Source organism: Acrocarpospora sp. B8E8 (assembly GCF_039871605.1).
Classification (GTDB): Bacteria; Actinomycetota; Actinomycetes; order Streptosporangiales; family Streptosporangiaceae; genus Acrocarpospora; species Acrocarpospora macrocephala.
Map to the genome: position 1 here is coordinate 51,852 of NZ_JBDPLV010000011.1, position 22,824 is coordinate 74,675.

Annotated in this window: 18 protein-coding genes; 8 read left to right on the plus strand and 10 right to left on the minus strand. The window is 63.6% G+C overall.

What is annotated here, in order from left to right:
* Positions 1–99: 99 nt before the first annotated feature.
* Positions 100–243 (plus strand): hypothetical protein, encoded by a 144-nt coding sequence (locus ABGB08_RS12730; protein WP_347589668.1) that lies wholly within the window; start codon positions 100–102, stop codon positions 241–243.
* Positions 244–245: 2 nt separating this feature from the next.
* Here ABGB08_RS12730 and ABGB08_RS12735 read toward each other — a convergent pair whose 3' ends face one another.
* The gene (locus tag ABGB08_RS12735; protein WP_347589670.1) at positions 246–926 is read right to left on the minus strand and encodes a hypothetical protein; all 681 of its coding nucleotides are present in this window, start codon (positions 924–926) and stop codon (positions 246–248) included.
* A gap of 217 nt (positions 927–1,143) precedes the next feature.
* On the opposite strand from ABGB08_RS12735, the gene ABGB08_RS12740 reads away from it, so the two are divergent.
* From ABGB08_RS12740 to ABGB08_RS12750, 3 genes are all read left to right on the plus strand, one after another.
* Entirely contained in the window at positions 1,144–1,566 is a 423-nt protein-coding gene (locus ABGB08_RS12740) for a hypothetical protein (protein ID WP_347589672.1), read from the plus strand.
* 360 nt (positions 1,567–1,926) lie between these two features.
* A complete protein-coding gene (locus tag ABGB08_RS12745; RefSeq protein WP_347589674.1) occupies positions 1,927–2,313 on the plus strand; it encodes a beta/gamma crystallin-related protein in 387 nt (128 codons plus the stop codon).
* 75 nt (positions 2,314–2,388) lie between these two features.
* Complete coding sequence (locus ABGB08_RS12750; RefSeq protein WP_347589676.1) at positions 2,389–3,363, plus strand: aldo/keto reductase; 975 nt, start codon at positions 2,389–2,391, stop codon at positions 3,361–3,363.
* Positions 3,364–3,480: 117 nt separating this feature from the next.
* Here the strand turns inward: ABGB08_RS12750 and ABGB08_RS12755 are convergent, their stop codons facing one another.
* Positions 3,481–4,140, minus strand: a complete 660-nt coding sequence (locus ABGB08_RS12755) for a sulfite exporter TauE/SafE family protein (protein ID WP_347589678.1) — start codon at positions 4,138–4,140, stop codon at positions 3,481–3,483.
* 73 nt (positions 4,141–4,213) lie between these two features.
* On the opposite strand from ABGB08_RS12755, the gene ABGB08_RS12760 reads away from it, so the two are divergent.
* On the plus strand, positions 4,214–4,978 hold the full coding sequence (locus ABGB08_RS12760; RefSeq protein WP_347589680.1) for a class I SAM-dependent methyltransferase: 765 nt from the start codon (positions 4,214–4,216) through the stop codon (positions 4,976–4,978).
* A 77-nt stretch (positions 4,979–5,055) separates the two neighbouring features.
* On the opposite strand, the gene ABGB08_RS12765 is transcribed toward ABGB08_RS12760, so the two are convergent.
* The 8 genes from ABGB08_RS12765 to ABGB08_RS12800 all read right to left on the minus strand — a co-directional run bounded on the left by ABGB08_RS12765 (position 5,056) and on the right by ABGB08_RS12800 (position 17,684).
* A complete protein-coding gene (locus ABGB08_RS12765) occupies positions 5,056–5,817 on the minus strand; it encodes a hypothetical protein (RefSeq protein ID WP_347589682.1) in 762 nt (253 codons plus the stop codon).
* A gap of 235 nt (positions 5,818–6,052) precedes the next feature.
* Entirely contained in the window at positions 6,053–7,600 is a 1,548-nt protein-coding gene (locus ABGB08_RS12770; RefSeq protein WP_347589684.1) for a serine/threonine-protein kinase, read from the minus strand.
* 43 nt (positions 7,601–7,643) lie between these two features.
* Positions 7,644–10,616, minus strand: coding sequence for a DEAD/DEAH box helicase family protein (locus tag ABGB08_RS12775; protein WP_347589686.1), 2,973 nt, complete (start codon positions 10,614–10,616; stop codon positions 7,644–7,646).
* A 239-nt stretch (positions 10,617–10,855) separates the two neighbouring features.
* Entirely contained in the window at positions 10,856–11,458 is a 603-nt protein-coding gene (locus ABGB08_RS12780; RefSeq protein ID WP_347589688.1) for a DUF4276 family protein, read from the minus strand.
* Complete coding sequence (locus tag ABGB08_RS12785) at positions 11,455–12,606, minus strand: AAA family ATPase (protein ID WP_347589690.1); 1,152 nt, start codon at positions 12,604–12,606, stop codon at positions 11,455–11,457. The genes ABGB08_RS12780 and ABGB08_RS12785 overlap by 4 nt, the downstream gene beginning before the upstream one ends.
* Entirely contained in the window at positions 12,606–13,760 is a 1,155-nt protein-coding gene (locus tag ABGB08_RS12790; RefSeq protein WP_347589692.1) for a restriction endonuclease subunit S, read from the minus strand. Before ABGB08_RS12790 ends, ABGB08_RS12785 begins: the two co-directional genes overlap by 1 nt.
* Positions 13,761–13,834: 74 nt before the next feature.
* The gene (locus ABGB08_RS12795; RefSeq protein WP_347589694.1) at positions 13,835–15,874 is read right to left on the minus strand and encodes a class I SAM-dependent DNA methyltransferase; all 2,040 of its coding nucleotides are present in this window, start codon (positions 15,872–15,874) and stop codon (positions 13,835–13,837) included.
* Entirely contained in the window at positions 15,840–17,684 is a 1,845-nt protein-coding gene (locus ABGB08_RS12800) for an N-6 DNA methylase (RefSeq protein WP_347589696.1), read from the minus strand. Before ABGB08_RS12800 ends, ABGB08_RS12795 begins: the two co-directional genes overlap by 35 nt.
* Positions 17,685–17,854: 170 nt before the next feature.
* Here ABGB08_RS12800 and ABGB08_RS12805 point away from each other — a divergent pair, with 170 nt between their 5' ends.
* From ABGB08_RS12805 to polX, 3 genes are all read left to right on the plus strand, one after another.
* Positions 17,855–19,552: a DUF6119 family protein gene (locus tag ABGB08_RS12805; protein WP_347589698.1), complete on the plus strand. Its 1,698-nt coding sequence runs from the start codon at positions 17,855–17,857 to the stop codon at positions 19,550–19,552.
* 214 nt (positions 19,553–19,766) lie between these two features.
* Positions 19,767–21,107, plus strand: a complete 1,341-nt coding sequence (locus tag ABGB08_RS12810; RefSeq protein WP_347589700.1) for a phenylacetate--CoA ligase family protein — start codon at positions 19,767–19,769, stop codon at positions 21,105–21,107.
* A gap of 5 nt (positions 21,108–21,112) precedes the next feature.
* A complete protein-coding gene (gene polX / locus ABGB08_RS12815; protein ID WP_347589702.1) occupies positions 21,113–22,798 on the plus strand; it encodes a DNA polymerase/3'-5' exonuclease PolX in 1,686 nt (561 codons plus the stop codon).
* The last annotated feature ends 26 nt before the right edge of the window (positions 22,799–22,824 follow it).

Genomic DNA, 22,824 nt, shown 5'->3' on the forward strand with positions numbered 1-22,824 from the left:
TCCAGCGGAAAAGGTGAGCGTGTCCCTGCGTGCGGGCACCATCCAAGCGATCGGGAGCGCGTCGGCGCGCGAGGTTTCTCGGCATATGTGGATGCCGCGGTGGAACGTCAGATCGAGCGGGACCTCTTGGAGGAAGCGCTTCAGCGGAACGAGGCCGAGTCCGGGCCGATCCCGCAAGATCTTCGTGACGAGGCCACGGCCCTCTTCCATCGCGTCAAGACCACTCCCGAACTCGCCGTCTGAGGTCAGGTGGAGATATAGCGTCTGAGGAAGGTGCGGTAGTCCTTGGCGGAGGCCTCGGTGTAGTACTTCGACTTGTCGTCGCCCTCGCTGAAGAACGTGATTATCGGGCAGGTGGTGGAGGCGGCCCTGCCCTTGTGCTGGGAGATCGTCTTGCCGGTGCGGGCGTCCACGACACGGACCAGGTATGACGTGTTGTACATCGTCATCTTGTATGCCTTCTTCGTCTCCTTCTCCTCCATGTCGCAGACCTTTCCGGCCGGGGTGGTGCCGGTCTGCTCGTAGCAGGCGACCAGCTGGGTCTTGGACACGTCGTCGCCGAAGTCGAGGATCCAGCCCTTGGGGTAATCCCCTGCCGAGATCGAGTTCTGCGTCCAGGAATCGTCGGACTTGCGCATCAGCACGGCGGGATGAAGGCCCTTGTCGGAGCGGCGATACTCGGGCAGCCCCGAGAACCCGAGGCCGTCCGCGCACACGCGCTCCAGGTCGCTCGCGAAGGCCGGAACCTCAGGAGCCTCCTCGGTCTCCTTGGCCACCGGGTCCTCCGCGCTCGCCGTCGACGTGCTGTCGTTGCTCGGCGCGGTGGAAGTCAGCCCGAGAGCCCCGCATCCGCTGAGCACGACCCCCGCGACGGCCACCCCGGCGATCATCATGCTCACTCGCGCGTGCCCATGCCATATCTCCATGAGAAGAACTCCCTGATCACTCTTCGCGATAAGACGAACACGGTGGGACAGGCAGCGTGGAAACAGCTCCGCCCCTGCCTTAAGGCGTTCCATCCCGTTCCACCCCGTTCCATCGGCGCGCGAAGTTACCCAATCGATCACGCGTTGCGGCACGATCGTCCCCCACGTCCTGTTTCGTGGACTCCCAGACTTCAGCGCCCGCCCCGAGGAACCACCCATGCCCTTACAGGAAACCAGCGAGGACAGCGTCGGATTAGATTACGGCCAATTCTTCATCCACGACGTCGGCACCGACTTCGACATCACTGAATTCGGCAGCGATACCTGGTTCCAGACCATGGACAATTGCGCGCTCATTCTCGGATTCACATCAGGCATGTACGCGACGGTCAAACTCGAACTCTGGTCCGAGCCCCCGGACCCGGTCGACCCGGACGACTGGAGCGACGACCCGATATCATCCCAGCTGTTCTCGGAATTCGGCGAAATCTGCGTCAGCGACGTCTTCCTCAACACCCAGACCGCCTACCTGCTCCTCGGCGAGGAAGACACCGTCTGGAACGTCCTCGCCCACCGCCGCCCCACCTCCGACCCGAGCTACCCGGAGGACTATCTATTCCAATTCTGGAAGAATTCCTGAGAGCATTCGCCCGCTATTCGCAGTTGTGAACTGCCTGTAGGCCATCATGGTTCCCCCTTGGGAGGTCACTGTCCTGCGCAACCGCTGATCTCCCAGGCGAGGCCGGAGCCGGGCTAGCGCCGATGACGGGCGTGGCGGCGCATGCCGTCCACTTTCTGGCGGAAGATGTCGCGCGTGACAATCGGTGTGCCGCACCAGGGGGACATGGAAATCAAGTCTGTGCCGTTGCATTGCAACTACTCAGCCGAGTTCCAGGAGTTCCGCTCTGTTCCCGGGCGTTCCAGCGGGCGCGGAACTCGATGTCACGCCGTAGGGATGCCTGGGTGCGACGCCCAGTGCGATCACATACGGAGGAAGAACATGGCTACGAACCTGCGGCGTGCCGCGATGAGCATTGCCCTTGCCGGGCTGACCGTGTTGTCGGCCGCCGCCCTGACCGCAGCTCCGGCGCAGGCGAGCGCGGGCGCCCTGCGGCTCGGCGAGCATCAGAGCCTGGCCGGAAAGATCTGGCTCTACTACGACAGCACCTCCAGCCTCGGTAGCGCCGGCGACGAGGCCAGTTCGGTTTTCAACGACACCGAGGACGCCTGGGTTCTGTACGTCGACAGCGGCTACCGCGACCATCGCTTCTGCATCCGCTCCGGCCAGTACATCCGCAACCTGCACACCTACAACTTCGGTGACAAGATCTCTTCGGTCAGGCGCCTCTCCACCAGGTCCTGCGTCGGCTATCCCGTGTTCGAGTAACACCCGAAGGTTCCGGCTTCCCCCCAGCCGGAACCCCCGCTGTCGCGACTCTGGCGGGCTGGCTAATGTCGGGGCATGGATTCTGTGCGGTTGGGGAACACCGGGCTGAAGGTCAGCAAGATCTGCCTGGGGATGATGAGTTACGGCGATCCGGGAAGTTGGAACGGGTGGGTGCTGCCGGAGGAGCAGGCTGAGCCGATCGTCCGGAAAGCCGCCGACGGAGGTGTGACCTTCTTCGACACCGCCGACGTGTACAGTGCCGGGGCCAGCGAGATCGTCACCGGCAACCTGCTGCGAAAGATCTTCCCCCGGCGGGAGGACTACGTCCTGGCGACCAAGGTCCGCTTCCCCGTCGGCAAAGCCGCGAACGACGGCGGCCTGTCGCGAAAGCACATCATGGCCTCGATCGACGCGTCCCTCACCCGTCTCGGTACGGACTACGTCGACCTCTACCAGATCCACCGATGGGACGACGAAACCCCCATCGAGGAAACCATGGAAGCCCTCCACGACATCGTGAAGGCGGGCAAAGCCCGATATATCGGCGCTTCGTCCATGCTGGCGTGGCAGTTCGGGAAAGCGCAGCACGTGGCCGACAAGCACGGCTGGACCAAGTTCGTGAGCATGCAAGGCCATTACAACCTCCTGTACAGAGAAGACGAGCGGGAGATGAACCCCCTCTGCGTCGACCAAGGCGTCGGCCTCATCCCCTGGAGTCCCCTGGCACGGGGACTCCTCGCGCGAGCGGGGACAGAACAGGACACAACCCGGCAGGTCGGCGACGGAGCCCGCCAGCAGCAGCTGTACGGCGGCCCCGCGGACGCCACCATCCTCGCCAACGTGGCCGACCTGGCGGCGAAGCGCGGCGTCGCCCCGGCGACAGTGGCCCTGGCCTGGCTGCTCCACCAGCCGGGCATGACCGCCCCGATCATTGGAGCCACCAAGGAACGCCACGTGGACGACGCGATCGCCGCCGCCGACCTCACCCTCTCGCCGGAGGAGCAGTCCGCCTTGACCGAGCCCTACCAGCCACGCCCGGTCTCCTTCTGATTCAGAGCGACTGCAGCACGTAGAGGAGGGCGACCGCGATGGCCAGGGCGCCGAGGAGGAGACGCAGGCCGGTTTCGGGAAGGCGAGGTTGAAGCCGGGCGCCCAGATAGCCGCCGATCAGCCCGCCGAAGCCGCAGACCAGGCCCAGAAGCCATTCGGGCGCGATGTCACCTGAGGTAGTAAGGGCGAGGACCGCGTACGCGAGCGCGCCCACGATCGAGTCAGAAAGGTCGAGGCGAGAGCGGCAGGGGCGACATATCCGACCGGCATTCCCCATCCGACGAGGATGGGGCCCAGGATCGAGCCGCCGCCGATGCCGTACACGCCGCCGATGACTCCGACGACGAGGGCCAGCAGGCTGATCGTGCGGGTGCGCACCTCCCGCGCGGGGCGGTGCCGTTCCGGACGCAGAGTTCGCACGCACAACCAGACGCCGAGGGGCAGCAGAAATGCCGCGACAAGGATCCGGAACACCTGCGGGCCTGGCACGACGAAGACACGGATGATCGCGCCGATGACCACCCCGGGGAGGGTGCCGACGATGAGTTGCCTGGTCAGCGGGCTGATCAGCGATCCGTTCCGCCGGTAGCGCATGAGCGCTCCAGGCCCTGACACGACGTTGAACAGCAGATTGGTAGGCGTTATCGCAGGGCTCGGCACACCCAGCACGCTGAGCTGAACCGGAAGGAGAAACACCGCCCCCGACACCCCCACCGGAGTCGTGAACACCGCGATCAGCAACCCAGCCCCGAACCCAACCAAACCCTCGACCAACACCACATTCCCCCCGACAGAGTCGCCCCAGCTTGCCCTACTCGCCGGAATCACTCCAGACCGGAATGGAGAACCCATGACAACCGCCCCAGCCGGGGACTTCGACTACGACACCCATGGGTACGGCTACGCCACTCAGCGCCGTACCGATCCGCGAATCGAGGCCCTGGTCCATGCCGCTCTGGGCGAGGGACGCAGCTTGATCAACGTAGGCGCGGGCGCCGGGTCGTACGAACCGGAAGACCGGTATGTGGTCGCGGTCGAACCGTCCGCCGTCATGCGCGGACAACGCCCCGCCCGCCGGGTCCCCGCCCTGAACGCCACCGCCGAACAGCTGCCATTCGACGACAACACATTCGACGCCGCCCTGGCGTCGATCACCGTCCACCAGTGGCCCGACCCAGAACAGGGCCTACGCGAACTACGCCGCGTCTCCCGCGGCCCCGTCGTCGTGCTCACCTTCGACGGCGACGCCCTCGACCTCCTCTGGCTAGCCGAGTACGCCCCCGAACTCGTCACCGCCGAACGCCTCCGCTACCCCAAGATCGACTGGATCGCCCAACACATCGGAACCACAGCCCGAGTCGAACCAGTCCCCATCCCCATCGACTGCGCAGACGGCTTCACCGAGGCCTACTACGCCCGCCCCGAACGTTTCCTGGACCCAGCCGTCCGCAAATCACAGTCCGCATGGGGCTTCGTCGACCCCACCGCCGAATCCCGCGCAATCGAACACCTACGCACCGACCTCGCAAACGGCACCTGGGACACCCACTACGGCCACCTACGCACCCAGCCCGAGTTCCTGGGCTCCCTCCGCCTGCTCATCGGCCTCCCATGACCAAAGGTCGGCGCCCTGGATAGAAGCGTTGCGCCCAGCTCATGAATCCCGCCGGATCAAACGCTCTATTAGCGAATCTAGCTCGCCTCATAGTTTTCCCCGAATACTATGTTCCACAGCTCCTGTTGGCGATGCGCCGGCGGCGTGCGGGGAAACCGATCCGCATTGGAGGCGGAAGATCGCAACCGTCGAACGATCTTTGGATCTTGCTGCAGCTCCGCTATTCTCAAAGGTCTGCCTGTATTGAGGGAACGAGCTCCGCGCCTGCGTCGGTTAACGCCGATTTCCAAGCCAAGCACGAGTGCCAGCCAGTTTATGACCAATGAGATCAACAGGTAGACGAGGCACCACCAGGCGACCGCCGCCCAGAACGCGTACAGATAGAACACGCCCCCCAGGGCCGTCACCAGCAGACCGAATACGATCAGTTGGCCCCCTTCTTCACTGAGACGCTTCGCGTACCGACCGAAGGAGAAGAGGCCGCATACCAGCGCCAGCGCCAGCACGAGTCCAATCCCCCACGAAACGGTGACCCACCAGGGCGTGGCATTGGTGGCCGGGAATGGAAAAGCTAGTTCGCCCAACATGCTCTGGTCTTGCCGAGTGGAACTATCTTTCGGGATAGACCGTTTGAATTCACCCGAGGAATCCGGCAGCGGCGAGACCGAATGTCGGACGTTCTGAGAGTTTGAAGGATAGGGCTGCAAGGCGAGGTCATGCTCGTAAGACTTCTGCGCTATCTGTAACGCCCAGATGGCGACGACCAAGCCAGCCACGGCGACGACACACCCGACGATGGTCGCCCACTCGGATGCCGCGGTACGGCGGGAGTTCGCCATGCGTCCTCACTGGGTGAATCTGCTCGGTTCTATGTGCATAACCGCACCTAAGGATGGAACGTCAGACTACGCCAAATCGTCCCCTTGAGGACCCGAGACGCATAGCTCCCCGGTCCGATGCCACCCCACGTCGAGGACGACGATGCCTCGAAAGACCCGACCGCCCCCATGGGTCGTGCACCGAATCTCGCCACGTTTCCTGGCTTCCACGGCGAAGGCGAACAGCGCGAGGTATCTACCGTTCGTACTGACCGAGGCGGAGCAGGTATTCGTCGATCTCGGCCACCTCGGCGGAGCTCTCACCGAACCGGGCGACTCGCGCGCGACGGGCCTCGCCGAAAGCGCGACGGGCATCTGCAAAGCGCTGAAGCCGCGCGAACAGCGTACCGATCTGAACTCGGATCACGTCGGTTCTTGAATCGTTCTGGCTGATGACTGGGAGCCAGTCGGGCAGTAGTGCCTGGAAACCCGCAAGGGCGTTCGTGTTCTCTCCGAGGAGTGATCGGCACAATGCGGCGTAGTAGCGGCTCTCCAGTAGCCCCTCGTCATTGTTCTCGTAAAGATCAGCATAGATCGTCCGGGCTTGCTCGAACTCCTGCAGCGCCCGCCTATAGGAGCCTGCGGCGAGCAGAATCCCCGCCAGCCGGAATTGGAGGTCGGCGGTGAGTGCCGTGCTGTGCCCGGCGCGATCGATCGCCGCCTGCAGCACATCGGTCGCCTGCGCGAACTGCTGCTCCTCCGCAAGCTCTTGAGCATGCGCTACGACGGACTCGAATTCGTCATCAGTTAGGGGGGCGCCGTCGTGAACGGCCGAAGCGGACACGGCCGTGGCTCGCCTGCGTGGCGTCGCCCCCATGGGCCGAGTGAAGGGTCGTGTAGGGTCAAGATCTTCGCGTACGGCGGCAGCGTCCCCCGCCTGGGCGAACGGAAGCAGCACGTCGTAGACAGTCTCCGCACCCGGACGGTCCTCCTCCGTCTTCGCCAGCATGGCCCGGATGAGATCGGCGATCGCTACAGGAACGTCAGGCCGATACTGGCTGAGCGGCGGAGGCGAAGAGTGCACATGGTGATACTGGAAGGACCTGCTCCCGTTGGGGATAAACGGCGGCCGTCCCGTAAACGTTTCGAACAGCACGCAGCCGAGAGCGTACACATCGGCGGCGGGACCGACTCCACTGCTGACGCATTGCTCCGGAGACATGTAGGGCGGTGTTCCGACGCTCTCCCCGATTCGGGTGAGTTTCGGCACGTCATCACGGCTGAGCAGGGCGGCAACTCCGAAGTCAAGGATCTTGATGATGCCGCCGAGCGTGACGAAGAGGTTCCGCGGCTTGATGTCACGGTGCACGACAGAAAGCCTGTGCACCTCCACCAGTGCAGCGGCGATCTGGGCACCGATGGCGGCGGCCCAGGCGGTCGACGGCGGATGATCCGTATAGTCCTGCTCAGCGATCAGATCACTGAGCTCGGCGCCGTGCAATAGCTCCATCACCAGGTACAGGTCGCCCGTCAAAGGATCGACGCCAGTGTCATACACGGCGGGAATCCCCGGGCAGTTCACGCTCGCAGCTGCTCTGATCTCGCGGAGGAAGCGCTGCCGTGCGATCTCGGCGTCCTCCGCCGATGCGGCATGCGTGGCGCTCTGCTTCATCAACTTGACCGCGACGCGCCGGTCGAGCTTCACGTCGTACCCGGCCCAGACCTCACCCATCCCGCCCTGGCCAAGGAAGAGTTCAAGCCTGTAGCGCTCGGCGATGAGACGTCCACCGGTGGGATCGGTCATAGGCCTCCAGCTTGACAGTCGAGATCAAGCCGGGGCAACCCGCTCATTGTGATTCGGAACCAGTGTTCCCGGACTTCTTGCGTAAACGGCGCTCGGCTTCGCGGCGGGCCGGTCGGCGGATTAGCTCATATGCCTGCATCCGTGCCACATGGCTGAATACTTCCTTGAATTCTGGATCCTCGCCGAAGAAACGCTTCACCAGTGTGTCGTTGGCCTCAGCGCGCTCACCGACGACGCGACGAAGGTGCTTATCGAAGACTTGGCCGAATTTGTCGATATCGTCATTCGCCAACCCGGCACGCTGGATCACGGGGTCCTCGGCAAGCTCGACGATCACCTGCCCTGCCCAGATCCGATCCCCGGTGTTGAGGTCCCAGCCGTATCGCCCGTTGATCTCCTCGATGACCTGCGAGAGCGGGACTTCCTCTTCCTCGCGTTTCCCGCCTCCTTCCGCGGAGAAACCAGGGAGCATCTGCGGACCCCGCGGCACGAGACTCACGTCGCGGTCGGCCGACTTCACGAACCGCAGGTGGGTGAGGTCGACCGCGCCGACATCCACGCCTGCGGAAGCCTCGGATTTGATGAGTCGTGCGAGGAAGCGACCGTAGCGGTAGAGCGCCTCCAGATCCTCGTCCGGGTAGTAGCCAGCAACCTGCGACAAGTAACTGTACGCACGGACGTACTGGTCCAGTGCCTTACGGAAGCCGTTCGCGGCCTCGTCGTCCTGCGCTTCAAGCTGGGCGAAGCGATCCCTGGCCGGGGTGGTCAGGGAGTAGAAGAGCCGATGCGCGTTCTCCACCTCCGACCGGGTCATGCCGGGGCGCTCCGTCCCGATCTCGGCCTCCGCGAAGGCTATGATCTCGACGTCCACGAGGAGTTGGTAACCCTTGACCTGACGTGCTTTGGTGTTCAACAGGTTGGGGTCGGCGGGCTGTGCGTTGGCCTCCTCGAAGTACTTCTGAAAGGCCGCCTGGATTTCGTCGGCCTCGTTGGCGAAATCGAGGATGCGCACGTCCTCCTGGCGCTTAAGCGGATGGATTCGGTTGAGCCGCGAAAGCGTTTGCACGGCGGCGATCCCGTCTAGCTTCTTGTCCAGGTACATCGCGCAGAGCAGCGGCTGGTCGAATCCGGTCTGGTATTTGTCGGCCACGACCAGAATCCGGTACTCATCCTGGTCGCGGGTCACGGCGTGCGGGTCGTCGGCCTTCACATAGGCGAACCGGGCGGGAAGCTGAGCCTCGGAGAACCCGTTCAGTTTGGTCTCGCTGAACTCGGTCTTGTCGATCTCGACCATCCCGGAGAAGGCGACCAAGGTGCCGCAGTCGGTGAGCTCCCTCTTGTCGATGTAGGAGCGGATGGCCTGGTAGAGCTCGACCGCTCGACGCCGCGAGTCCACCACGACCATGGCCTTGGCCCGCCCGCCCATACCGGCCATCACATGCTCACGAAAGTGATCGATAATGATCTTCGCCTGCTGGCCGAGTGCGGCCGGATTGAGCTTCACCGCCCGCATGAGCTCTGCCTTCGCGCCGCGGGCGTCGACGTCGCGATCCTCCTCGGCCTCAATGATCGCGCTGCGCAGCCGGAAGTAGAAGTCGTAGGTGCTGTAGTTCCGCAGCACATCGAGGATGAAGCCCTCCTCGATCGCCTGGCGCATTGAGTAGGTGTGGAATGGCTTGTACTTCGGAATATCCTCCTCGTCCCGCTCATCGGAGAGCAGGCCGAACAGGTTCAGCGTCTTGCTCTTCGGTGTCGCGGTGAAAGCGAAGTACGACAGGTTCGGATGCTGTCCGCGTTCACTCGCGGCCGCCGTGAGCAGACTGTCGTCGTCGCTGCCCTTACGACTGCCGAGCAGCTTGCGCACCGCGTCGGCCGCATCGCCCGACTGCGAGGAGTGCGCCTCGTCGACGATCACCGCATAGCGCCGATCGTTAAGCCCGGAGACTTTCTCGCGGGCGAACAGGAACTTCTGCTGCGTGGTGATGATGATCCGCGCGGTCTGGCCGGCCAGCGCCCGCGCGAGCTGGGTGGAGTCCTCGTCGATCCGCTCGACCACGCCCGCGACGTGATCGAATTGATAGATCGTGTCCTTGAGCTGGTTGTCGAGCACCCTCCGATCGGTGATCACGATCACCTTGTCGAAGACAGGCTGGTTCGGTCCGAGACCTTTCGCCAGAGCTTCCGCCGACAGCTCACGCATGTCTTCCGGGGTGTGCAACGACGACAGCCGGTGCGCCAGCCAGGCGATCGAGTTCGACTTCCCCGAGCCCGCCGAGTGCTCGATCAGGTAATTGTCTCCGGAGCCGTACCGGGCGGCGTGATCGGTGAGCTTCCGCACAGCATGCCATTGGTGGAAGCGAGGGAAGATCAGCGGCTTGCGATGCGCGTCCCCGCGCTTGGCCACCGGAGCGCGGCCCTTCTTGAGGCCCTCGTCCTCGACGTGCAGGAACCGGTGAATCACGTCGAGCCATGCGTGCCGCTCCCACACTTGTTCCCACAGGTAAGCCGTCCGGTAGCCGTCACCCGCTGGGTTGCCTGCCCCGCTGTACTCTCCAGGGCCGCGGGAGCCTATGTTGAACGGCAGAAACCTCGTCGTAGGCCCGGTCAGCCGAGTGGTGATGAACGCCAGATCCTGGTCCACCGCAAAATGCACCAGAGTACGGCGGGCGAAGATGAGATCCTTCGGATCCCGCTTCTCCCGATACTGGGCCTTGGCATCCTCGACGCTGGTCTCAGTCGCTTTGTTCTTGAGTTCGGCCGTGGCGACCGGCACTCCGTTGAGGAAGAACGCCAGGTCCAGCTCCTTGAGCGGATCCTTGACCGAGTAGCGGAGCTGCCGCGTCACAGCCAGCCGGTTCTGGTCGTAATGTTTCAGCGCGTCCTTCGCCAGGGTGTGGCTCGGCCGGAAGTACGCGAGCCGGATCGTGACCGCCTTGTCCTTCACGCCGTGCCGCAGAACGTCCAACGCACCACGATCGTCGATCTCTCGGGCGACGTGCTTGGCGAACTCGCGCATGACCGCGTCGGTCTCCACCGGGTGGGTCTTCGCTTTCGGGTCGTACGGCTGCCGCACGCCATACCGGTTGAGCAGTTCGTTCCACTCATCGATTTGCGTGGCCCCGATGAAGGTGAACATTTCGCCGGTGTCGAGGCCGAGTTCCCGATTGTAGAACGAGGAGATCCCATTGACCCATCCTCGTTCCAACAGGGCGGTCTCGATGACGGACTCGAACGGTTCCTCGGTATGCGCGCGGCTCATGAACCACCCTCGATCAGACGTTCCACATCTCGGCAGAACTTATCGAAAGACGGCGCAGCCTTCCGGGCCTCGACCAGGTCAAATGTTCCGGCCAAGGCTGCCTGATCCGCAGTCTCCTTGTACGGTGTGCCGTCGACCTTCCGTGCGGTGAGCCATTCCTTGGCTCCCTGGATGCCTTCTGGATTGTCTGGTGGTTGCAGCGGGTCTGCCAGCCCTCGGCATCCTGACAAGGATGTTGCGGCGGCCAGGAACCATGCCTCGAATTCCCGATGGGCTAGCACCACCGAAATGTTCTTGTCAGCGCGTGCCTGACGGGCCCGTGCCAGAAGCTCGGGCCCCAGCGTGGCGGGACAGTCATCGTCGGAGTCAGCGAGCACGAGGATGCCGCCAGCGCTGATCGCGTTGAGAGCGGCCACCTTTCGCACAGCGCTCTCCACTCCATTGGGAGCGACCAGCGTGCCACGAGGAATACGATGCGGCTCGGGGATCTTGATGTCCCAGATCCCCGCCGCCTGTGTGATCCTGCGTAGCAGCACGGGTAGGGCACGGACCTCTCCATGTCCTTCGACAACGGACGCGATGGTGATCTGGCCGCTCATTCGGAATCCCTGGGCCGAAGTTGGCGATCACGCATTAGCTCGCCCAGAGTGGCGAGCCGCTCGTCCACCACCTTGCGGACGGCCTCGTCAATATCGCCGATGATGGTGAGCCCGCCGTCCATCGTCACGACCCGCACCCAGCTCGCGTCGAAGTCATCGTGATCGAGCAAGTCAGCGCTCTGAGTGGTGATGATGATCTGAACTCGTTCACTGGCCTCGGTAAGGGCGTCGAACAGTGCTCCGATCGCGGCCGGATGAAGCGCTGTCTCCGGTTCTTCGATCGCGATCAGCGTCGCTTGCCCGTCCAGCACGGCAGGCTGGAACAGAGTGGCGAGCACTCCCGCAGCTTGGAGGGTTCCTTCCGAGATCGCATCTGGCCCGAATGGCTGAGTCCCACGATTAGTACGCAACTCCACCGTCGACCGCGTGCCATATACCCGCTGATCCATACCCAAGGCCCCGGGTACGATCGCCTGAAGGTAGTCGTCGACACGGGATTTGAACACCGGGTATCGGAAGGCAAGCTCCCCCAGGACCGTTCCGATGTTCTCCCCGGAAAAGCCGACTCTCCCCGTCCGCTGGTCGGACTGGAACTGACGCATCTCATCGGTGTCCAGGTGGTGGAAGAGCATCTCCCTGAGGCCGTAGTAGACCTCGCTGAAGTCGCCCTGTGCCGCTGCCACCGGCAAGTACAGCCTCTCGCGCTCGATGCCGCCGCCATCGACGATCAGCCCAGCCAGCACGTCGAAGCGTGATTCCTTATCCTGACCTTGGTGGATTACGCAGTGCTCCTCCTTGACCACCAACGGACGACGGCCCGTCGTGTCGCGTCCCAGCGTGAATCCGTATCCGGTCTGCTTGAGGCCTTCTGGGGTTGCAACCCTGAACTCCAGGTCGATGCTGAACTGATCGGTCGGCTCGGGGACCTGCCGGAGGATCTCGGCGAGCCCGCCCCGTCGCGTCACGGCATCGGCCGGCGTTGTCGCCAGCGCATCCGCGACGAAGCGCAGTGCGTCCATGAAGTTGCTCTTGCCCGCCCCGTTAGGACCCAGCAGTACCACCAAAGGAGTGAAGGCAACCTCACACGAGGCGATGCTCCGGTAGTTTTCCACCCGGACTCGGTTCAAGAATGGCACCGCCTGCTTCATCACACCCCCCGAGCCGTTGTGACATCGATCTGCCCTGTTACCGCCGCCGTGATCAGAGCCTGACGTCTTTCAGCGAGTCGATCTAGCTGTGCGGAGATCGCCGACCTTAGGCCTTCTGTTACTTCCCAATGCTTCAATATTCGCGATATCAGTTGACGCTGGGTATCGATATCTACCCGAGGAATTGGCCATTCTTTGATGTCGCTGGTCTTCAGGTTCGCCATCGAGGGTGACGAACCGTGCGATGCTGCTGCACATAGATTGCGGATTTTTGTGCCTCTGGAGACTGCGACCAGGAAACGCGGGTCCAGGTGGGGAGCCACCTCTACTCGGAAAATCTTGTCACAGAGCAGCAGCTTCTCTCGCGTCGTCTGAACCACTGCGGTAGCTCCGACCAGTGCAGGCGTGTTGGCTCGTGTGATGAGCAGGTCGCCTTCCTTGATTTCATATCGCCTTTCCGGCAAGATTTCGTCTGGAAGACGCTTATTCTCATCCGGCCAGAAGATGCCATGCTTAACGCTACTTACTTTAAGAACGCCCCACTCCTCATCTTCGGCTGGAACGTTATCGCATTGAGGGCTGGCGCCTTGCTCGATGCGAACGATCGAGCGGCGGAATGGAGCAAAACCATACGCGTCTTCCAAGAGGTCCAGTTCCAAATCCAGAACGGCGCGATCCCTCTCATCTAGCTTGGACCGAACAGATAGCTGAATAGCTTCCATCTCGTCTATCCGAGCTGTCTCCACTTCGAGGAAGTCGGCAATCCGCCGCTGCTCCCCGACATCTGGGGCAGAGATTCGAATCCTACCTAGTTCCTCAGCATTGAGGTGCGGCTGCGCCGCACGACTCCGCTCGATGTCAATGGCGTGCATTACAGGACCGCTTAAAAACGCGTATGCAAGAAACCGCGAGTCGATACTTTCCGGTGTGATTCGCAGATCGTATCCGGGTGCGCTCCCCGCCCAATCCTCTGTTATCAGGGCGGAGTCACCGGTGTAGGCGCCACTCCTCACGACCAGGATCTCTCCCGCTTGCAAGAGCGGAGCCCGATCAAGCGGCAGGTCAGTTAAATGTGCATAGATCAACCCTTCCGAAACGATCGAACCGCGGAAAATATTCGTTGCCCTTATGATCGGCACCCCTTCCCAGCTCAACGGAGGTGGCTGTCCCAAGCCGTAGCGCACCCGAGCGACGCGCTTGATAGCTGTCTCAGTCCATGAACTAGGTCTCACTCGGTCACCTCCGACAGGAGTGCCTGAATCTTGGCTTCGAGTTCCTTCAGTTCGGCGTCAATCTCGGCTAGCGGTCGTGGCGGAGTGTAGACGTAGAAGTGCCGGGTGAACGGGATCTCATAGCCGATCTTCGCTCGGACGGTCTCCTTGGTATCCGGGTCCTTGATGTCGGCGATCCAGGCATCTGGAACATGTGGGAGAACCTCGCGGGCGAAGTATTCGTCGATGTCCTGCTTCAACACCACGTTCTCGAAGTCGCGCAGGTCGGGGTCTGGAAGCGGCTTGCCGGTCTTCATCTGAACCTCGCCGTTGAGATCGATCGTAGAGATCAAAGACCAGAGTTCCTTGTCAGCCACTGTGTCCGGCCACATGATCCCAGCTTCGGCGAGCGTCGCATGCAATGCCATACGGGCCTCGACCTTAGTGAACCAGGCCTTACCGACCAGGGGCCTGAACACCTCGGCCAGTGGCCTTAACCCGGCGAACTTCGGCAGGGAACCCCGCTGAACTAACTGATGAAGGACCTCATCGGTGATCTCGAATCGCAGGCGCAACGGACGGTCAACTGTGATGCGCCGGTAGCCGAAATCCTCGGTGTCGAAGACCTTCACTTTCGCACGGCCCGGGTGGTCAGGATCTTCGGCCGCGTGTAGGGCTTCCCTGTACAGTTTGGAGATCTCGGCGATCTGGTCATCGGTGATTTGCTTGCGCTTCTCGCCGAGGGACTTGCGCATCTTGGTCCAGTAGTCACGGGCGTCGAGCAGGATCACCTTGCCCTTGTGCTTCTGATCCTTGCGGTTGGAAAGGATCCAGAAATAGGTGGAGATGCCGGTGTTGTAGAAGAGTTGGTCGGGCAGGGCGACGATGGCTTCGAGGAGGTCGCGCTCCAGGATCCACTGACGGATCTTAGACTCGCCGGATCCGGCAGCGCCGGTGAATAGAGGGGAGCCGTTGAAAACGATCGCTAGCCGGGCGCCACCCTCCTCCGGAGTGCGCATCTTGGAGATCATGTGTTGGAGGAAGAGGAACGAGCCGTCGTTTATCCGGGGGAGGCCCGCGCCGAAGCGCCCCGCGTGACGCAGCGCCTTGGCCTCCGACTCGACGGCTTCCTGCACCTTCTTCCACTCGACACCGAACGGCGGATTGGCCAGTAGGTAGTCGAATGACTTGCCCTTGTGCTGGTCGTCACTGAACGAGTTGCCGAGCTTGATGTGGTCCGGGTCATGGCCCTTGATCATCATGTCGGAAACGCAGATGGCGTAGGACTCCTCGTTCAACTCCTGCCCGAAGAGTTCGACATGGACGTCTTCGTTCATCTGAGTCTTAATGTGCTCCTCGGCCGCGGTCAGCATGCCGCCCGTTCCGCAGGCCGGGTCGAGGATGTTGATGACGTCGCCGGGAGCGAAACGGCCGTGGTCGGGGGCCAGCAGGAGATTCACCATCAACTCGATTACTTCACGCGGGGTGAAGTGCTCTCCGGCCGTCTCGTTGGAGGCATCGGCAAAGCGTCGGATGAGGTCCTCGAACGCGTATCCCATGTCGTGGTTGTCGATGGCCCGGGGGCCGAGGTCAAATTCCTGATACGCCTGGACAACCTTGTACAAGAGGCCGAGGTTGGCCAGTCGGTCGACCTGGCGATAGAAGTCGTATTTTTCGATGACCTCTTGGCCCCAGACGGAGAAGCCTCGCAGGTAGTCGAGGAAGTTCGTCCGCACGCTGTCGGCGTCAGCGCCAACCGTGGCGAAGCTCTGCCGAGACCGGTTGAAGAACTTCAGCCCGATCCGATCGCAGATCAGGTCGTGCTTATCGGCCACCTGAAACTTCTTGTCGAGCTCCCAGACGAGGTCGCGCGTGGGCACCAGTACGCAGTCCATGCGGCGCAGCACGGCAAACGGCAGGATCACCCGGCCATACTCGGAGCGCTTGTAGTCGCCCCGGAGCAGGTCGGCCACCTCCCAGATCTTAGCCGCCAGCTTGCTGTGACTGGTTGTCGCCGCCACGTCACTCGCCTTCCATATCGAGAGGGTCAAACACACCGGTCGTCAGGCCGGCGTGCGCCAGCCGTACAACATCATCACCGAGCGCAACCGCACGGTGCAGCAGGTCGGCGAACTTTGCCAGCCGCCGGAACTCCGCGCCGTAGCGTCGTTGCTCGGCCAGCGGCATCCGTGGGATGACCGCCCGCCGGACGTCATAACGGAAAGTACCGGTCCCGGTGACTGCCTGCCGCATGTTGGCCTCGCTGCGGAGAAACCCGGCCACAAAGTGAGGATCGAGCACCGTACGATCGCAGCGGAGGAGATGGCAGTCCGGAGGCGTTTGGTTCAGTGGCTCGTCGAGAACGACGGGGGGCGCGGCCGAATCGAGGGCGGGGACGAGGATGTCTCCGGGCCGTGGGCGCAGATCCGAGCGTGGTGTGTCCCGGTTTAGCACGACGTGCACAGCCTCGGCCTTCACTAGGTCCGCGATGGAGACCATCGACATGGCCACCTCAGCACGATCGTGATGAGCGGGCACAGCGCCGGTCACTCGGCGAAGCAATGGCCGCAGGCCCTCCAGCGCGGCGGAGTGGTCGTCGGCGACGGTGTGGACTGGCCGCTTCATATACCGGGCCGGGGTGAGATCTACTTCGTCGTCCAGCAACTCGACTGCGGGAACATCCGCGGTCACGCCTGGCTGGTCGTCAGGAAGCCCGTCCTGAAGGCGGTCCCGGTCGAAGGCCGACACGTCGATCATGCGTACGGTGGACGGGTGGTCGCCACTGCGAGTAAGTACCCACAGATGCAGCCCCAGTGAGTGCCCACTGGTCATGCGTGGCGGCAAGGCAACGATCCGACGGAGTGCCCCGGCGCGAACGAGGTTACCGCGGATCCGTCGCCCTGATCTGCGGGAGGCCGCCGCGATCGGCATCACCACGATCGCGGTTCCCCCAGGCCGCACATGGGCGTAACAGTGCTGGACCCATGCCAGTTCGGACTCGGCGCGTGGCGGCAGGCTGAACTCCCAGCGCGGGTCATAACCGAGATCCTCATGCCCCCAGTCTTTGATCCCGGTGGGCGGATCGCAGACGACCACATCATGACCGGGCGAAAGCGCGAACCGATCATCGCGGAGGGAATCACCGACTCTGACATCCGCGCCACCCAGCCGGAACGCCGCTATCCGGGCCAGTGCCGGATCGATCTCCTGGGCGGCTACGCGAATATCGCTCTTGGCAGCTAAGGCCCAGAGCAAATTTCCGGTCCCGCACGCCGGGTCGAGAACACTTCCGTCCGGCTCCACCATCGTGGCGATCAGTGACGTCAGTTCGGCCGATGTCGTCGGGGTCGCACGTGACGTCGAATCGATATAGCGGCTGTGCAGTTCTTCGAAGAGATCGTCAGCCGGATGTTCGCGTGCGACAGCGGCGAGCCTGCGCCAGAACGGCACGTGCCGTGGGGGGAGCCCATCGGGAAACGGAGGGCCGCCAGGCAGGTGGGACTCCCGCGCCACCGCGACGGGGAGCCGTGCTGCGAGCATCTCATCGGGCTCGGAAGGCAGGTCGTCTCCCAGGTACTTGCACGAGAGGAAAGAGGCGACATCAGCAAGAACATCGACAAGGCGGCTTTCCTCCCCACAGATACGTAGCTCCTGCCAGAGACGATCCAGGGGCGCGATGGATGCTGGCGTGCCGCGCGCCTCAAGCCACCCCTCAACCTCGGTGAGCGCGTATAGGGGGTTCGCGGCAGTTCCACCGACGGGAGCCGGGAAATCCTGGTGCCTGCGCCGCCAGTTACTGACCGCAGCACGCTCGACCTTGGCCAGGCGCGCGATCTCGGCGGCGGTCACCGTCACCTGTTCACTCAAGCAGGCCGCCCCTCACTAGTCCACGTTAGCTACAACCTAGCCCATATGGACTGTTCGCGTCCATGGGTCAGTAAGTTTGTTGTTTGCATCGCTAACAGTCTGCTCTACTGGAAACCGGCGAGCACACACGCCAACCGGAAGGCCTGATCTCAGAGAAGGAGAAGAGTTCGATGCCATCGACCAACGAACCCCCGGAGACTCGCAAGACCACGCTCTACCGCCTACACGAGGCCCGGGGCCACCCGGACGAGCTGCGGAAAATCATCGTTCCCCGTTATCTGGACAAGGAGGGATTCACCGCCGAACCCGTCACTGTCGGCAATGTCCCGTCGCTTCTCGTGCACGGCACAATCTCTCGCGGTGTCACCGATTGGTCCGCTGTGCTCAAGAAGCTCACCGAGGCCCCCGTCGAGGAGACAAACTGCACGGCCGCGGCCGTACTCGCGATCCCGGTCGGCGAGAGCACGTACGCCCTCAGCTACGGCATGGGGCACCTGCTCATAGACCCGCACTTCATCGACCCCGGGTTCGGCCTCAGCTTTGCTGTACGAGCCGTCAACCCCGAGAAGATCAAGCAGGTCACCCGGACCGCGATGCTCGCTCAGCCCCGATATGAGCGGAGCTCCGTCCCGGCCGGGCAGAACATCCGCTGGTACGGCGTGGAGGAGTACGGCGAAATCGTCGGGAGGATCACCGGCCAACTGGCCGACGTCGAGCTCACTTTCAATCGGGGACGCAAGCGTCACATCAGCGTGGCCGGCACCGACTCGCTCAAAGTCCACCTCGCCACCGACCCGGCGGACCTGCTCGACGACCTCGAGCGGATCACCCAGGTGTGCGACCAGGAGTCCCCGGTGCAGGAACTGGAGTTCATCGCCCGGCTCCGGGCGCTCAAGTCGAAGGACCCTCTGATCCCGCAGCTCAACAGTGCCGTGGACGAACTGCTCGGCGGAGGCACGGACGGTGAGCTCGCCCTGGCTCTCCCACTGGCTTGCCAGGACGTGGAGGAGGAGCACCAGTCCTACCGAGTCAAGATCGGCCCTCAGAGATTTGCCACCGAGGAGGACTTGTCCCTGGAGACCATCCTCGCGCTGACGCGCCCGCACTCGGCCGGTCAGCGGATCAAAGCATTGCGGGATGGATATATCCAGCTCTGCGCCGACCATGAGGGCGAGTCGCCACTCAGTAGCAGGATCAAGGGCCACCTGTGGATCTCCGCCGACATCGCCGTAGACACGCACCGCTACTTCCTGCACGAAGGCAAGTGGTACGAGATCGGCACCGCCCACCTGGAGACGATCCGCTCCCGCATCGAGGAGGTGCTGTCCCAGCCGCCGTCGATCTCGCTGCCGTCGTGGGACCCCGCCTTCAAGGACGAAGACGAGTACAACAGGAAGGCCGCCAAGAACGACGACTTCGTGCTGCTCGATAAGAAGAAGCTGCACACCACCCAGCACCCCCGCGGCATCGAGGCCTGCGATCTGCTAGGCCCGAACATCGAGTTCATCCACGTCAAGGCGCCGACCGGGTCGAGCGAGCTCAGCCACCTATTCCGTCAGGCCCTGACCTCCTACGATGCTCTCCGCTACGACCCGGAGGCAGCCGAGAAGCTAGCCGAACGCGTAAACCACGCCCGCCCCGGAATGGCGGTTCCGGCGCAGCTCACAGTGATCTTCGCCATCGCGCTCAAGGACAAGAAGAAGGGCCAGCCGGCCACGTACCGGCCGCTGACCGCGGATACCCTGTTTACGTTTTCCCAGGTGTCCCTCGTGCACACGATCCGAATGTTCGCTCTTGCCCAGGTCAAGGTCGAAGTCATCGACATCAGCCGAGGGATCGATCCCCAGACCAGCGCGCCGGACCGATGATCACTCACGCTAGCTGGTGACGGGCGTCGGGTCATGCGCGGGCGGCGGCCCGCGCATTGAGTGCCCAAGCCGGAGTCCTCCGCCGAGCGTCTGCCGTTCGACGATGACACATTCGACGCCATCGTCAGCTATTCGCCGAACGGCAGGGCCGCATCGAAACTTCACAGTGAGTCGGCTGTCCCCGTTACAAGGATGTTGGTCGTACAGTCGGCGCGTGGTGCCTATTGAGTTGTTTCGGCGGGTCGCGGAGAGTGTGCCGGCGTATGCGGCGTTCTTGAAGGAGCACGGCGTAGATCCGCGGGCGGTGCGGGAGTTCGGCGATGTGCCGATGACAACGAAGGACAGCTATGTCCGGCGACATGCGCTTGCCGCGTTGTGCCGGGATGGTGTTGTTGGGGACATGATCGCGGTGTCGTCGGGGTCGAGTGGTGAGCCCGCGTTCTGGGTGCGGTCGACGGCCGATGAGAAGGTCGTTGGGGAGCGGTTCGCGGAGGTGTTCCGGGCGTTTGGGGCGGCCGAGCGCCGAACGCTGGCGGTGGTGTGCTTCTCGCTGGGGACCTGGGTGGGTGGGCTGTTCACGATCGCCTGTGTGCGGCAGCTGGCCGATCAGGGGTTTCCGGTGACGGTGATCGCGCCGGGGAACAACAAGGGGGAGATTCTGCGGGTTCTTCCTGTTCTGGCGCCGCAGTTCGAGCAGGTGGTTCTGCTGGGGTATCCGCCGTTCTTGAAGGACGTGATCGATACGCCTGGGGTGCCGTGGGCGTCGTACAACGTGAAGATTGTCACGGCGGGTGAGGTGTTCTCCGAGGAGTGGCGGGCTCTGGTCGCGGAGCGCGCGGGGATCGCGGATCCGCTGACCGGAACGGCCTCCCTGTACGGCACAGCGGACGCGGGCGTCCTGGGAAACGAGACGCCCTTGTCCATCGAGATCCGGCGATTCCTGGCCGGACGCCCCGACGCGGCGAAGGAACTCTTCGGAGCCTCCCGGCTGCCCACGCTCGTGCAGTACGACCCGGCCGTGCGGTTCTTCGAGGAACACGAAGGCACCCTGCTGTTCACCGGCGACAACGGCATCCCGCTCATCCGCTACCACATCGCCGACGAGGGCGGCCTGATCTCCCACAAGGGCATGCTCGGCTACCTGGCCCGATTCGGCTTCCGTCCGGCGGCGCAGGGACCTGAGTTGCCGTTCGTGTACGTGTTCGGCCGGAGCCTGTTCGTCGTCTCGTACTACGGGGCGAACGTGTTCCCGGAGAACGTCACGGTCGGCCTCGAGCAGCCAGGCGTGAGCGACTCGGTGACGGGCAAGTTCGTACTGGCGGCCCCCGAGGGCGCGAAAGGGATCGAACTGACCGTGGAACTGGCCCAGGGAACAGTCGGGACGCCCGAACTGGCAGAGCGGGTCTCCACATCAGTGCTCCAGGCTTTGAAGCGCCTGAACAGCGAGTTCGCACACTACGTCCCCGAGGACCGCCAGGCACCCGTGGTCACGCTCCGCCCGTACGGCGACCCGGAGCACTTCCCGCCAGGAGTGAAGCACAGGTATGTACGCTGATCGACATGGCACGGGCGAATGATGAGGCTGCGGCGGCGCTGGAGGAATACGCGGAGCTGTTCGCGCTGAACGGCGGGGACGCGTTCCGGGTGCGGAGTTACCAGAAGGCCGCGAAGTCGATCGCGGGGCATCCGGAGGATCTGCGGACCATCCCGGTGCGGCAGATTCCGGGGGTCGGTGAGGCGATCGCGAAGAAGGTCGAGGAGTTCCTGGACCGTGGGAGTTTCCGGCAGCTGGACGACCTGCGCGGGAAGGTGCCGGACGGGGTGCGCAGGATGACGAGGATTCCCTCGCTCGGGCCGAAGAAGGCGTTGTTCCTGTTCCAGGAGCTGGGTGTCGACTCTCCGGAGGCGCTCGCGGAGGCGATCCGACAGGGGCGGCTGGCGGGGGTGCGCGGGTTCGGGGCGAAGACCGAGGAGAACCTGCTCAAGGGCATCGAGCAGATGGAGCAGTCCGGGCAGCGGGTGCATCTCGGGGTGGCCATGGATCTGGCGGAGAAGGTGATGGCGTCGCTGCCGGCTGAGCGGATCGCGTACGCGGGGTCGCTGAGGCGGATGCGCGAGACGGTGGGCGACATCGACATCCTGGCGGTCGGGCCGGTTTCGCTGATGGAGGTGTTCAGCGCGCAGCCGTACGTGACGGAGGTGATCGCCGCAGGTGAGCGGAAGACCTCGATCCGGACCGATCGTGGCATTCAGGTGGATCTGCGGGTGGTCCCGGCCGAGTCGTGGGGGGCGGCGCTCGTCTACTTCACGGGGTCGAAGGAGCACAACGTCCACATTCGCGAGATGGCCGTGAAGAAGGGCTGGAAGCTCTCCGAATACGGGCTTTTCGACGCCGAGGACCAGGTGATCGCGGCGGCGACGGAGGAGGAGATCTACGAGGCGCTGGGCATGCAGTGGGTGCCGCCGCCAATGCGGGAGGACGGCGGCGAGATCAAGGCCGCGCTGCGCGGGGAGCTGCCGGAGCTGGTCACCCTGGCCGACATCAAGGGCGATCTGCACACCCACACCAACCTGACCGACGGAATCGCCTCATTGGAGGACATGGTCGCCGCCGCGTCAGCCCGCGGCTACGCCTACTACGCGATTACCGACCACGCCCCGGACCTGGTCATGCAGCGGATGACCTTGGAAAAGGCCCTCGACCAGCGCGCCCAGATAGCCGCCCTTCAAGCGAAATATCCGAACATGCGGCTCCTGCAGGGGACCGAGTTGAACATCGCGCCCGACGGTTCCGTGGACTGGCCGCTGGACGTGCTGGAGGGCTTCGACGTCCGGGTCGCCTCCGTGCACTCGCACTTCGGCCAGTCCCGCGACGAGATGACCCGCCGCTTCATCGCGGCCTGCGAGAACCCGGGCGTGCACATCATCGGCCACCCCACCACCCGCAAGATCGGCAAACGCGAACCCGTCGACGCCGACTGGGAGGCCGTCTTCCGCGCCGCGGCCCGCACCGGCACCGCCATGGAGATCGACTCCTACCCGGACCGCGCCGACCTCCCCTCCGACCTGGTACGGCTGGCCCGTCACCACGGCGTGAAGTTCTCCATCGACAGCGACTCCCACGCCATCCCGCACCTGGAGAACCAGCGTTTCGGCGTCGGCATCGCCCAGCGCGCCTGGCTGACCGCCGACGACGTCATCAACACCTGGCCCCTGGAGCGCCTCCTCACTTTCCTCCGGCGGTGATTCAATGGTTTCCTGGTAGGGAATAC